This window comes from Enterobacter sp. 03-F-07-AD-ECC (assembly GCF_047530935.1).
In the GTDB taxonomy this organism is placed as follows: Bacteria; Pseudomonadota; Gammaproteobacteria; order Enterobacterales; family Enterobacteriaceae; genus Enterobacter; species Enterobacter cloacae.
This window is the reverse complement of the sequence record NZ_JBLKBZ010000003.1, coordinates 25463-37770: the sequence shown is the minus strand read 5'-3', so window position 1 is coordinate 37770 and position 12308 is coordinate 25463. Positions and strand designations below refer to the sequence as shown.

13 protein-coding genes are annotated in these 12308 nt (G+C 52.1%); all 13 read left to right on the top strand.

All coding sequences use genetic code 11. The annotated features are described in order from the left end of the window. Window position 1: 1 nt before the first annotated feature. The 13 genes from ACMWKA_RS05295 (at window position 2) to ACMWKA_RS05235 (ending at window position 12295) form a co-directional block, all read left to right on the top strand. On the top strand, window positions 2-382 hold the full coding sequence (locus ACMWKA_RS05295; RefSeq protein WP_000268263.1) for a TIGR03750 family conjugal transfer protein: 381 nt from the start codon (window positions 2-4) through the stop codon (window positions 380-382). Continuing rightward, window positions 379-1038: a PFL_4703 family integrating conjugative element protein gene (locus tag ACMWKA_RS05290; protein ID WP_000086096.1), complete on the top strand. Its 660-nt coding sequence runs from the start codon at window positions 379-381 to the stop codon at window positions 1036-1038. The genes ACMWKA_RS05295 and ACMWKA_RS05290 overlap by 4 nt, the downstream gene beginning before the upstream one ends. Continuing rightward, window positions 1035-1934 (top strand): TIGR03749 family integrating conjugative element protein, encoded by a 900-nt coding sequence (locus ACMWKA_RS05285; protein ID WP_152043858.1) that lies wholly within the window; start codon window positions 1035-1037, stop codon window positions 1932-1934. Before ACMWKA_RS05290 ends, ACMWKA_RS05285 begins: the two co-directional genes overlap by 4 nt. Next, window positions 1931-3457, top strand: coding sequence for a TIGR03752 family integrating conjugative element protein (locus ACMWKA_RS05280; RefSeq protein WP_152043859.1), 1527 nt, complete (start codon window positions 1931-1933; stop codon window positions 3455-3457). Before ACMWKA_RS05285 ends, ACMWKA_RS05280 begins: the two co-directional genes overlap by 4 nt. An 11-nt stretch (window positions 3458-3468) precedes the next feature. Beyond that, the gene (locus ACMWKA_RS05275; protein WP_223195103.1) at window positions 3469-3732 is read left to right on the top strand and encodes a hypothetical protein; all 264 of its coding nucleotides are present in this window, start codon (window positions 3469-3471) and stop codon (window positions 3730-3732) included. Continuing rightward, window positions 3716-4132 carry a TIGR03751 family conjugal transfer lipoprotein gene (locus tag ACMWKA_RS05270; RefSeq protein WP_000926982.1) on the top strand — a complete coding sequence of 139 codons (417 nt, stop codon included), beginning with the start codon at window positions 3716-3718 and terminating at the stop codon, window positions 4130-4132. The genes ACMWKA_RS05275 and ACMWKA_RS05270 overlap by 17 nt, the downstream gene beginning before the upstream one ends. Next, on the top strand, window positions 4132-6948 hold the full coding sequence (locus ACMWKA_RS05265; RefSeq protein ID WP_152043860.1) for a conjugative transfer ATPase: 2817 nt from the start codon (window positions 4132-4134) through the stop codon (window positions 6946-6948). The genes ACMWKA_RS05270 and ACMWKA_RS05265 overlap by 1 nt, the downstream gene beginning before the upstream one ends. Further along, window positions 6945-7352, top strand: coding sequence for a hypothetical protein (locus ACMWKA_RS05260; RefSeq protein ID WP_032676588.1), 408 nt, complete (start codon window positions 6945-6947; stop codon window positions 7350-7352). The genes ACMWKA_RS05265 and ACMWKA_RS05260 overlap by 4 nt, the downstream gene beginning before the upstream one ends. A gap of 266 nt (window positions 7353-7618) precedes the next feature. Beyond that, window positions 7619-8026: a TIGR03757 family integrating conjugative element protein gene (locus ACMWKA_RS05255; RefSeq protein WP_105633371.1), complete on the top strand. Its 408-nt coding sequence runs from the start codon at window positions 7619-7621 to the stop codon at window positions 8024-8026. Continuing rightward, the gene (locus tag ACMWKA_RS05250; protein WP_064373805.1) at window positions 8023-8994 is read left to right on the top strand and encodes a TIGR03756 family integrating conjugative element protein; all 972 of its coding nucleotides are present in this window, start codon (window positions 8023-8025) and stop codon (window positions 8992-8994) included. The genes ACMWKA_RS05255 and ACMWKA_RS05250 overlap by 4 nt, the downstream gene beginning before the upstream one ends. Window positions 8995-9005: 11 nt before the next feature. Further along, entirely contained in the window at window positions 9006-10400 is a 1395-nt protein-coding gene (locus tag ACMWKA_RS05245) for an integrating conjugative element protein (protein ID WP_000709002.1), read from the top strand. Window position 10401: 1 nt separating this feature from the next. After that, window positions 10402-10740, top strand: a complete 339-nt coding sequence (locus tag ACMWKA_RS05240; RefSeq protein ID WP_152043861.1) for a hypothetical protein — start codon at window positions 10402-10404, stop codon at window positions 10738-10740. 10 nt (window positions 10741-10750) lie between these two features. Then, on the top strand, window positions 10751-12295 hold the full coding sequence (locus tag ACMWKA_RS05235) for a conjugal transfer protein TraG N-terminal domain-containing protein (protein WP_152043862.1): 1545 nt from the start codon (window positions 10751-10753) through the stop codon (window positions 12293-12295). The last annotated feature ends 13 nt before the right edge of the window (window positions 12296-12308 follow it).

The window sequence follows — 12308 nt, the reverse complement described above, 5'->3', positions numbered from 1 at the left end:
TATGGCCGTCATTGATTTCCTCCCTGACAGACTGAACAACCCCCCCGTGGTCTGGAAAGGGTTCACATCCGGGGAGTTTGTGCTGGCGGCCGTCATCGGTGTTATTGCCGGTATCCCTCTGGCAATACCGTTAGCTCTGGTTCCTTTTGTTGGATGGCTGGCTTTTCCGACGTGCATGCTGCTGATGCCGCTGTTGGTTATTTTTTTTGGCGGCAACTGGATTGCCAGCTACAAGCGCGGTAAGCCAGAAAATTATATCTGGCAACGTCTGGAGGAATTGCGCTGCCGTGCACGTATGTCCCGAACCATGATTCTGGATAGCAGGGCGTGGGAACTTAAACGAACGAAACCTGTTCCGTTGATGCGCGGAGGGAAAGTATGAGTCGTTTTCGTAACGGTATAACCGCCCGCGATAATCATATTATTTCGCTACGTATCGCTTGTGTTTTGCTGGCTCTGGGGCTGTTCGTCACCAGTCTGGGATGGATGCGAGCGCCCTCGGAACTGACAATTCACAACCCACCCGACCTGCGTTCCGGCAGCACCCGAAAATGGTGGGAGGTCCCGCCATCTACGGTTTACAGTTTTGCTTTTTACATTTTTCAGCAACTGAATTCCTGGCCGAAAAATGGGGAAGCTGACTACACAGCCAAAATTGCCCAAATGAGCCCGTATTTGACGCCGTCCTGTCAGGATTTTCTCAATAAGGACGCCGAGATGCGCAAGAATAATGACGAGCTGCGCGATCGTGTACGCGTGGTATACGAAATCCCCCGTCGTGGTTACAGCAACCGCAGCGTGACCATCATTGATGAAGATCATTGGGTGGTACGGCTGGACCTGGTAGCTGACGAATATTTCCATACCGAACCCGTTAAGCGTGCCCTGGCGCGTTATCCAATGAAAGTGGTTCGCTGGGAAGGCGACCCAGAGCGAAATCCGTTTGGACTGGCACTGGACTGCTATGACAGCGCGCCACAAAGACTTGAGGCGATCTCCTTGCCTGAGCCAGAACAAAAGTCGGGAGCATTCAATTGAAAAAATTCTCAGTGATCCTGCTGACCCTGGTACTGGTCTCAGCCGGAGCTCGTGCTGTTGAGCTTATGAAATGGGAACGGATACCGTTGCAGATTCCCCTGACTGTAGGGCAGGAGCGAATCGTTTTTGTAAACAAAAACGTGCGAGTGGGGTTTCCGCCCGCACTCAACGACAAGCTGCGTATTCAAAGCTCCGGAGGTGTAGTTTATCTTGATGCGAAAGAAGCCTTTCCGGTGACGAGACTGGAGCTTCAGAACAAGGAAAACGGGGAAATACTTCTACTTGATGTTTCTGCTGCCCCCGGTAAAACCACGCGGGAACCTGTCAAAATTGTCTACGACGGAGAAGTGGCTACCGCTTCGGCGACCGATAAACAGACGGTCAGCAGTGATGGGGACAGTGCCGGCCGTCACTCGTCGGCAGAGGCAAATGCAGAAAGCCGGAGGCCCGCAAAACTCAATGCGCCGCTGCCCGTTGTCCTGACTCGTTATGCCGCACAGAACATGTATGGACCGTTGAGAACGGTAGAGCCCGTACCGGGAGTAAGTCCGGTTTCACTGAAGCTTCCCCCCCGGATCACCACACTTATGCCCACTGAGTCCGTCAGCGTCACGCCGATGTCTGCCTGGAGTCTGCAGGGCAGCAGTGTAATTGCGCTGCAGGTGCGTAACCGAGCAGCAGTAAAGGTCATCCTTGATCCTCGTTCGCTGCAAGGTCAGTTTACTACTGCGACTTTCCAGCACCGTTGGCTGGGGCGTGCCGGTACACCGGAAGACACGACAGTTCTATATCTGGTTACTGCAGGACGTCCCGAAAGTGCCTTTATTGCTGAACAGCGTTTACCCGAATCTGAAGGAAAGGAGAGTAAGCGGAGTAACCGAGGAGCACATAAATGAAAAAGCCTGCTTCAAACCTGCTTGTGAAAATTGCTGTTCCCGTCGTAGTGGTGGGCGCCATCATGATTGGGGTTAAATCCTGTACAGATAAAAACGATAAAAATGAAGCAGGCCAGAAAACCTCTAATGTCGTCCTGAAGGACCTTACACCAGAAGATCTCAAAGCGCTGGGTGTGGAAGGTGACACCGCGCAGGATACTTTGCGTACCCTGGTAGGTAGTTATCGTAAGGTTCAGGGGCGGCTTGACAGCCTTGAAAGCGATAATAAAACACTTGTTGATGAAAATAAGGAGCTAAAAAAAAATAGCACCAATGTTGACCAGCAAATCAGCCAGGCTGTGGGGCAAGTTCGTTCCGAAGAGGCCCAAAAACGTGCACAACTGAGTTCTCAGGTTACTGATCTGAGCTCGCAGGTGAACCAACTTCTTGATCAACTCAAAAATGGGTCCTCCGGCTTAACGGCAGGAAATAAAGGTAACGCTGCAGGCAGCGATATTCCTGTGGGACTGGGTTATGACAATGGTCTGACCGGAGGCGCGGGAAATATATCTCAAACAGATGGAAACGGGTTGCAATGGGTTGAGCCGAAAGATGGTATTGCCACGGATGCGAACGGTCGACCGGTCTCAGATAAAAACAGTAATAACGCGACTGGTTTTTCTTTTGCCACCTCCTTTGGCGCTGCAGGTGATGCAGCCAGGCAGGCTACGTCAGCAGTAAGTACAACGGTACAGAACAACATTCCCGGATCTGAAAAAAATGCCGCCCCTGTTTACACCCTTCCGGAAAACTCCACGCTTGTGGGTAGTCGGGCCATGACCGCGCTGTTGGGACGTATTCCCATTGATGGCAAGGTGACTGACCCTTACCCGTTCAAAGTGATGATCGGAAAAGACAACCTGACGGCAAATGGCATTGAATTGCCTGATGTACAGGGGGCGATCGTTTCGGGAACCGCTACGGGGGACTGGACGCTTTCCTGCGTGCGTGGCGCCATAACCAGCATCACTTTTGTTTTTACTGATGGCACTGTTCGTACGCTTCCTTCACCTGAGGGGCAAGGCAGTAATGGTGGTAATCAGAACAGCCAGGGTGGGAATAACAGCAGTATTGGCTGGTTGTCAGATGACAACGGCATTCCATGCATTTCGGGTACCCGAAAATCAAACGCTTCTACTTATCTGCCAACCATTGCCGCACTTGCAGCTGCCAGCGCAGCTGGTGATGCCGTGGCCGAAAACCAGAATACCAGCCAGACCAATGGCTATGGTGGTGTGACGTCAACGCTGACGGGGGATGCCGGTCAGGCAGTGTTGGGTAAGGCGTTATCAGGCGGTATGCGTGAGACCGTTGACTGGGTTAAAGCGCGATATGGTCAGACGTTTGACGCGATCTATGTACCGCCTGGACAGAAAGTGGCTTTACATATCACTCGTCAGCTGGCGATTGATTATGAAGAAAAAGGCCGCAAGGTGAAATATGACGATTTCAGCCTCGCTGGTAGCAGCACGGGCATGGACTGATGGGGATAAAGATGCAGAACAATAAAAACCTCGAATATCGGGTGGACTATACACCACTGGGTGGCCGTCTCTTTGCCGGTTTTGTCAGGCGTGATAATGGCAAATGGGAAGGTAACAGGCATGAAGTCACCGAACAGGCCCTGCTCGCTGTCGGAAAAAAGCTTCTGAGCGAGGGTAATGGAATGCAGATGCAGCTGCCTGATGGGCGAGTGATTCGTCTGTCAGCTGTCATCAGTGATTCGGATGAAGCGGAGGTGCATGTTGCTCAGTTTTAATCATCTGGCCACCATTATGTTGGTTGTTGTACCGCTTGCCCTCTCGGGTTGCAGTACGTCAAAAGAGGAGATGTTGCCGCCTGGCGACAGCACCATGCTTGAATTATGGAACGATGGTGCATCGGCAACTCATGCTACCAACGAGAGCAGAACAACACTTCGCCGGCCAGTTACAGACAGCGAACGTGAGATCAATCAGCAGGTCAGTAACAGCTACAGCCGCACCCAGGAAAATGAAATTCAGCAGACGTTTCCGCGTCTGCCAAATCCTGACATGGTCATGTATGTTTTCCCGCATCTGGCTGGCGGGAACACGCCGGTTCCAGGCTACAGCACCGTCTTTCCTTTCTACAGCCAGGTACAGTATGCGTTGCCTGGTGAGCGAACGGAGGATCTCTGATGGCTTTCCCTCTATTTAGCCGACGTCGAGCATCTCAGGATGCTCATCAGTACGGTAACGGTCCGTTTTCCGTCAGTGGGTATGAACCGCTTACCCGGGAAGGGCAGCTGACTCATTCAGATGAAGCGCGTCTGTATTCCACGGCACCTTCCATTATCGATCATGTTCCCTGGGGCGAGTATTTGCCAGAGCATGAATGCATTCTGCTTGACGATGGTGTATCTGTCGGGGCCGTGTATGAGATTATTCCTGTGGGCACTGAAGGGCGCCCGGAAACACGTCTGGACGAGATCTGCAATATCGCTGAGAACGCCCTACAGGACAGTCTCCCTGAACTGGATGATCACCAATGGGTGGTACAGTTTTTCTGCCAGGATGACTCTGATCTCTCTACTTATATGGATACTATCAGAGGCTATGTCAGGCCAAGAGCTCAGGGAACTGCATTCACGAAAGCCTGGCTGGCTGAACAGGAGCGCCACCTAGAAAATGTGGCGGTGGAACAGGGGCTTTTTGTAGACGAGGCTGTCACAGGGGCCGCCTGGAGAGGGCAAATTCGCAGAACGCGCATGGTGGTTTACCGTTGGGTTGAGACGCCGTATCGTGACCCCATGCCACCGGAGGTGCTGCTGAAACAGGTCTGCGATCGCCTGACTGCAGCTCTGAGCGGTGCCGGTATCCGGTGCGAAAAGCAGAACGGCGAGCAAATCCATAGTTGGCTGTTGCGCTGGTTCAACCCGGCGCCGGCGTGGGTCGATAAGAAAACATTGTATCGTTGCGCAAAACACTCCGATCATGCACCGGGCGATCTGCCTCTTCTGAATGATTTCAGCGAAAGCCTCTGGTTTACCCGCCCGCGAAGTGATGCCGAAAGCGGTGTGTGGTGGTTTGATGATGTGGCACATAAAGCTGTTCCGGTTGCCCGCCTGCGTACTGCACCTTCCACCGGTCATCTGACGGGGGAGGTAAAACGTGGTGATAACGTGAATGCCATTATGGATCTGCTTCCGGAAGGGACAGTTCTGGCCATGACCCTGGTGGTTCAGCCTCAGGACAAACTTGAAGAAAGTTTTGCGAGCCTGAGCCGCAATTCAATGGGGGAGAATGTTGATTCCCTGCGTGCTCGTGAAGACGCTGCTACAGCGCGTAATTTCCTGGGAAACAAACACAAGCTTTACCGTGCGGCCATCACACTGCTTATCAAGGCTCAGGACAAGGAAACACTCGATAAACGGTATCTTGATCTCAGCAGTAAATTGCTGAACTGTGGGATGGAACCGATAAATCCAGAACACGATATTGGCCCTCTCAGCAGTTATATGCGTGCGTTACCCATGTGCTTTAACCCTCAAATGGATAAACACAACTGGTACACGCGCCTTATGTTTGTACAGCATTTTGCATGTCTCGCCCCTATTTATGGTCGTGACACCGGTACTGGTCACCCGGGGCTTACGTTCTGGAATCGTGGTGGTGGCCCCCTGTCCGTAGATCCACTTAATAAAAATGACCGTACCCAGAATGCGCACCTGCTGCTTTTCGGGCCGACAGGTGCCGGTAAATCTGCCACTGCGCTCGATAAACTGGCTCAGATGGTGGCAATCTACCGCCCCCGTATATTTTTGCTGGAAGCGGGTAACAGCTTCGGTCTGTTTGGAGATTACTGTAATTCGCTGGGGCTCTCAGTGCACCGTGTCAGTATCAAGCCTGGTAAGGTTATTTCACTTGCTCCGTTTGGCGATTCACATCTGCTCATGCAGGCGAAACCTGAGACGTTAGTGACAAGCGAAGAGGCCCTCCCTGACATTGATGAAGATGATGAGGACAAGGACGAAGAACGTGACATTCTGGGTGAAATGGAGATTGCAGCGCGGTTGATGATCACCGGTGGTGAAGCAGCAGAAGAGGAGCGAATGACACGCGCCGACCGCGGTATGATTCGTGAGGCGATACTCATTGCGGCTCGTAAAGCGTTTGAGGAAAACCGCCAGATGCTACCGGAAGATTTAATGTTCTCGCTTGAGAACATTGCCCGCGATGTCAGCATGGGAGAAGACGGCCGCGAGAAACGCACGCCAGCGCGACGTGCGCGAGCTGAAGAGATGGCAGAAGCATTACGCATGTTTACCGAAGGTTTTGAAGGGGAGTTGTTTAACCGTCCAGGCGCGCAATGGCCAGAGGCAGACGTGACTATTGTTGATTTAGGTACGCTGGCGCGTGAAGGCTATGAAGCTCAGATGGCCGTTGCTGTCATCTCGCTGCTTAATACGATTAACAACATCGCAGAAAGGGAACAGTTCAGCGATCGGGATATCATTGTGCCAATCGACGAAGCGCATATTGTAACTGCTAACCCGCTGTTGGGCCCGTATGCAACCAAAATTGTCAAAATGTGGCGTAAGCTCGGATCATGGCTGTGGTTGTTCACACAGAACCTGGAGGATTTCCCTGACACTGCGAAAAAAATGCTCAATATGGCGGAGTGGTGGATCTGCCTCGTTATGCCACCTGATGAAGTTGAACAAATAGCGCGATTTAAGACGCTCACAGAAGAGCAGAAGGCGATGCTGTTGTCCGCGACAAAACTTCCGAGAAAATACACAGAGGGAGTTATTTTGTCCCGTAAGGTACAGGCGTTGTTTCGTGCGGTCCCCCCCAGTTTGTACCTGGCGCTGGGAATGACTGAAAAAGAGGAAAAAGCCGAAAGACGGGCCATTATGAATGAATTAAATTGCTCGGAGCTTGAGGCCGCATTTCACGTTGCGCGCCGCCTCGATGAGAAACGTGGCATTGGTACTATTCAGGGGACAATATGAAAAAACTGATTATGGCGACGCCGATCGTTGTACCGGACAAGGCATTTATTGCCTCTGTTATTTTTACCGTTCCGCCACAGGGTTCTGCCTCAGTCGGTGTGGCTGACAGTGAGTCGATTAAGCATCTGCAAGGGGAGATCGTTAAGAGACTGGAGCAGCCTGTATTGCTGTCGGTCTATCCTCACCGGGTTGGCCGGCGCAGCTGCGTTGCAGTCCACCTCAGCGACGTGCATGAGAAAACCCTGGATATCCTGATAACTGTTACCGGCAATACACTCTGGCCAGCAGAACAAGAGTACCGGTCGGGTATCCGATGGAATATCTGTGTACCCGATGCAACCGATATGCTCTGGGTTCTTAAGGAAATCGACAGGGTGACCTGTGACACCGGATGTGACTTATAACCCTCCGACCTTGCCAGACAGCGGTGTGTTTTCCGCTGTCTGGTAAGGGGGGAGGCTGCGGGTGCGGGCGGCAAAGAGCCCGCGTGTATTAAAGTTCCTGCATTTAAAAAATGACATTTCCAGCGATCTGAGATTTATGCTGACGTACAGATGATGAATTACCAGGGCAAGATTAATTATCATTTTTCACGTCAGAATTAATTACTGACCCCTCCTTAAAGAGAACGCACCCTGAATAGGTTTTTCACACTCAGGGAGTGTTTTTCATGAAAATGCCATTTTGCTGCCTGGCAGCACTGTTCCTTTCCGTCGGTGCCAGTGCCGGCACAGTGATATATACCGACTCCTCTCATGCCATAGCAGCAAATCCTGGTCCGGATGTCTCCGTTGTTGAGCTCGATGCGCCCGAACGTGCACAGGCGGACATTTTCGGTCAGTTATCTGCCGATCCCGTTCTTGCAGAACAACGTGCCCGGGCAGTGATCTCTTCCCCGAATTTCCGGCAGCAGCAACAACAACTGGCGGAAGCTTATGCGGGTGTCACTCATGCCTGGTCCCTCGGCCTGGAAAAATACCCGGCTGTGGTTTTTGATGACGTCTTTGTTGTCTACGGTACGACTGATGTCAACGAGGCAACCCGTCAGCTCACTGCCTGGAAGGAGAAGAACCGATGAAATCTTTCTCCTTCCGCCCACGTCGACTGGCGATCGCCACATTGCTGGTTTGTTCCGGCACCATGGCCAGCGTCAATACAGCGAATCTTCTGGCCAGCGCGGCAAGTACAGACTGTATCAGCTGGCGTGTCAGTGGTATCTGCTACTGGTTATTGTGTACCCCATTTGGTTGCACGGTGAAAACCTCGGTAAAAGTGACACATTTCATTCCGGAGGCTGTGGTATCGGCTTACCTCAACCCCGGAGATAACCCCTGGACCGAAATGTCCACAGTTAGTAACGCCGCCAGCGGTGCTGAAGGTTCTCTGCTGGAAAGTGTGACGGGCGTGAGTACGGGGGGCGGTCGTCAGGAGATGAAAGCTCCCGGGGAACGTAAGCAGAACCTGCATTTCTATTACGGCGACGCCTATGGCCATCCAGCAACGAAAGTCATTGGCGGTATGGTGCCGGGCTATTCATGCGACAGTGCTGCCACTCCTTTCATGCCATATTTCAACAGCTCACTGGATGCTCTGGTCTGGCGAACGGGTGTCCCGGAGACCCTTTATCCCGAAGCACTCATCCCCGGGCAACGAGAAATCGGGGAAACCACATCCGGCAATATGTGGGGGAACGTTTATCCACGTAGCGGGTTTGTCACCCAGACAGACAGTTACAAATCAGCAGCGGTTGTAGTTCAGCGTGTCGCTGACGTCATTACCCGCTCCGGCCAGCTCCACGTCTACAACCCCCTTACGGGACAGAAGTCCCCGGGTTACTGGCCACCCGAGCCGGTAAAAGAAAATACCGGCACGAAAAACCACAAATGGCAGCGACTTTCGCCTCAGTTGTCCCAGACCTGTGCAGTGTTTCCCGACACCAATGGTCAGATTGCCCAGGACGGTAACTATGCCTGGGCATTGTGGCAACCGTACAGCTGCTGCAAACGTCGCGGCCAGACGTTCCTTTCCAGCACCGATTTCTCATAAAGGTTCAGAACATGAAAAAAGCAGGACTTTTACTGATTTTTGCCTCGCTGCCGGCAATGGCAGCTGATATCTCTTTGTCTTCATCGGGGGCGTCAGTTAGCGGTAACGCTATCAGCGATGGGCTCTTTTATTCTATTGGTGGCGGTTCGGTTATTTCACCCCCGCCCAGTCGTAACAATATGTCCAGGATAGGCATTAATGGTGGCCTTAGCAGTGATCTGATGTGTGGCAATTTCGACATCAAAACAACCGTTGGCAACCAGCTGAATGGTATTACCAGCGGGTTTAAGGATTTGATGGGGAATGTGATTCAGGGGGCGACCGGTGCTGTCATGAGTATGCCGGCAATGGCTATTCAGCGCGCAAACCCCGGGCTGTATGAAATGCTCACCAATGGCGTTCTGCAGGCCGGTTTGAGCTTTGATAAAGCGATGTTGAACTGTCAGAGTATGTCGAAGAAGCTGGCTGATTATACCATTGGCAATAAATGGCAGCAGGTAGCCGTCTCTGAAGAGTACAAAGATATTGTGGCCACAAGTGGTGGCGATGCGGTTTCCAGCGACCAGAAACTGCAAAAAGCAACTGGAGAGGAAGGCGTGACGTGGGTCGGTGGGCAGAAAAGGGGAGGTAAGGGGCAGCCCGCAATTCAACCCACTCGGGATCTGGCCAAAGCTGGTTATAACATGATGAATAATTTGCCAGTGACCAGTAACAGCAGCGTCGGCTCCTCGAGCTGCAATGGTACCGCATGCCAACGTTATAAATCTTCTGAAGAGGCCGCAGCGGCCGTTGTTAAAGTGCTTGGTGATCGCTCCATCAGGACTTGCCGGGAAACCAGTGAATGTACCAGTGGTGGAACCGATAACCAGCCGGGCAGTGCTGTCGCTGGTACTGGCTTTTCTCCCATCCTTGAGGATGCCACGAAAGAGAATCTGGAGCAGCTTAGTAAGCTGGTTAGTGGTGAACTGCAGCCCACCACTGATAACCTTTCCGCACTGAAAACCGGCAGTCTGGTTGTCACCCGCGGGGTAATTCAGGCATTACGTGACGATCCAGACAAAGCGGCCCTGGTTCAACGGCTTGCCGGCGAACTGGCGATGTCCGATACCGTTGAAACCGCGCTAACAATGCGCAGGATGCTCACCACCGGTGAATCCGAACCTAATGCTGCAGAGCAGCCGGAAGCTATTGCCGAGGGTGATCGCCGCATCGATGCCCTCGATCGCGAGCTGACGGCGCTGCGTAATGAGATGGAGTTACGCAAATCTATCAGCAATAACAGTCTGCTTACGGCACTGGAACGGCAGGGAACAAGGAATCAGGATAACCGTCTGCAGCAGAAAGCCGGTAACGAGGACCAGGGCTTCAGCCAGATGGGCCAGTCTCAGTCTTCCGGAGCAAACTGATATGAGACTTTACCCGTTCAGCGGCCATATTGGCCGCATTCTCCTTATGGTGCTGCTCATTCTGTTGATGACGGCCAGCATGTTTGCTATCTCAGCGGTATTTATGGCTTACGACCCTGATGGCCACATCACACGGGGCTGGTTGCATGACAGCCGATGGGGACTGTTTGCCTGGCGACTGGTTCTTTATGGCTGCCTTATTACCGCCTGGATACTGAAGGTACGCCCACAGGCATTAATCCGCTGGCCGGACGGACGTCCGCGTCTTGTGCGTATGGAACTGATGGGGGTGTTGTTCCTGGTAGCCACGGAATATGTGGCCTGGACAAGTGCTGTGTAAGGAGAGGACGATGACCGCAAACAGTTTTCTGGAATATTTTCTCGTTCTCTTTGGCTGGGTAATGAACAATGCTATGTGGAGCATTCTCAGCAATACGGGCCTTTTTGCATTGCCACTAGTGGTCAGGGTTCTTGGCGTCTGGCTGAAAGTGAGGGAGGAGGGGGCTGACGAGGGGAACAAAGGGCTTCTTGCCCTTCCGCGAATCGAGCATGCATTGTATGTGTCTTATCTTGTGATGCTCTTTTGCTGCATTCCGCTGTTGCCGGTTGATATCAGCACGATCAAGTTCGACAGTTCACGCGCTAAACAGTGCGGTGTCAGTGTGCCGACGCCACAGAATTCGGGCTACAAGGGACTCGTTAATGATTTTGACGGTCGTACGGCCGAGGTTCCAGTATGGTGGTATCTCCTGCATATGATGTCGAAGGGCACAACGCAGGCAATGATTGCGTCAATCCCATGCGGTACGAATTTGCGACAGATGCGTTTTGACATTCAGAACACGAAGCTGCGTGATCCTGTGTTGCTGCAGGAGGTCCAGGAATTTGCAGATCAATGTTACTCGAGAGCATATTTCAAACTGAAAAACAGCAACAGCCAGCTCAGTGATGCCACCATCAACTCTGTGGGCTGGATAGGTAGCAGCTACTTCCTGAATACTTCCGGATATTATGATTACTACACGGCTATGACGCCACGTAGCCAGTGGCCTTACAACATTAGCCGGGACAGTGGTTATCCAGATACCGGCGCAGGTGGATACCCAACATGTAAGACGTGGTGGTCTGATGGTACTTCCGGGCTTCGCAAACGAGTTCTGGCCAGCTTTAGTGATAACACACGTAAGGAGATGCAACGCCAGTTCCCCGGACAGCAGTGGGAAGAAATCGCGTTACGCTGGCTGGTCAGTCCACGCAACGCAGATCTGTCCGGCGCAGGTACCACTTATGCTGTTGGCAGTAGCGACACAACTTCCGGAGTAGTCGGTAATCTTACACGCCTTACCTCGTCTATTGGTCTTGGACTGAAACAGGCCGAAGCGTTACCAGGTTTTGATGCAATGAAGCAGGCGCTGCCGATGATCCAGGCATTATTGCTGATGATGATAATTACGGTCATTCCTGCGTTAATGATGTTCAGCGCCTACGATCCGAAAACCATTTTTACTATCTCATTCGCGTTATTTGCTCTTCAGTTCATTACGTTCTGGTGGGAACTGGCAGGCTGGCTTGATGACAGATTGATCACCATCCTTTATGACAATATGGCTGAGCAGGGGATTGCAAACAGCTCAGTGCCTTTTGCGGCTTTCTTTAGCTCAACGGCTGATGGATGGATTATGAACCTGGTATTGGGGATGATGTACCTGGTCTTTCCAATGTTCTGGGTTGGTATGCTCAGTTGGGCAGGAGTTCGAATTGGCAATATGGCTAACAACTTTAGCGATGCTTCTAAAATGCCTATGGATGCTGGTTCGGAAGCAGGTAAAAAAGCTCAGGGAATGGCGATTGATGCAGCTTCAGGCGGGATTAAATCAGGATTAAGTAAAGGGTAACTGATGGCTTTAT

Excerpts from the sequence above, each read along its gene's own strand:
- ACMWKA_RS05295 (WP_000268263.1), top strand. The coding sequence starts at position 2 with ATGGCCGTCATTGATTTCCTCCCTGACAGACTGAACAACCCCCCCGTG.
- ACMWKA_RS05290 (WP_000086096.1), top strand. The coding sequence starts at position 379 with ATGAGTCGTTTTCGTAACGGTATAACCGCCCGCGATAATCATATTATT.
- ACMWKA_RS05280 (WP_152043859.1), top strand. The coding sequence starts at position 1,931 with ATGAAAAAGCCTGCTTCAAACCTGCTTGTGAAAATTGCTGTTCCCGTC.
- ACMWKA_RS05275 (WP_223195103.1), top strand. The coding sequence starts at position 3,469 with ATGCAGAACAATAAAAACCTCGAATATCGGGTGGACTATACACCACTG.
- ACMWKA_RS05270 (WP_000926982.1), top strand. The coding sequence starts at position 3,716 with ATGTTGCTCAGTTTTAATCATCTGGCCACCATTATGTTGGTTGTTGTA.
- ACMWKA_RS05265 (WP_152043860.1), top strand. The coding sequence starts at position 4,132 with ATGGCTTTCCCTCTATTTAGCCGACGTCGAGCATCTCAGGATGCTCAT.
- ACMWKA_RS05260 (WP_032676588.1), top strand. The coding sequence starts at position 6,945 with ATGAAAAAACTGATTATGGCGACGCCGATCGTTGTACCGGACAAGGCA.
- ACMWKA_RS05255 (WP_105633371.1), top strand. The coding sequence starts at position 7,619 with ATGAAAATGCCATTTTGCTGCCTGGCAGCACTGTTCCTTTCCGTCGGT.
- ACMWKA_RS05250 (WP_064373805.1), top strand. The coding sequence starts at position 8,023 with ATGAAATCTTTCTCCTTCCGCCCACGTCGACTGGCGATCGCCACATTG.
- ACMWKA_RS05245 (WP_000709002.1), top strand. The coding sequence starts at position 9,006 with ATGAAAAAAGCAGGACTTTTACTGATTTTTGCCTCGCTGCCGGCAATG.
- ACMWKA_RS05240 (WP_152043861.1), top strand. The coding sequence starts at position 10,402 with ATGAGACTTTACCCGTTCAGCGGCCATATTGGCCGCATTCTCCTTATG.
- ACMWKA_RS05235 (WP_152043862.1), top strand. The coding sequence starts at position 10,751 with ATGACCGCAAACAGTTTTCTGGAATATTTTCTCGTTCTCTTTGGCTGG.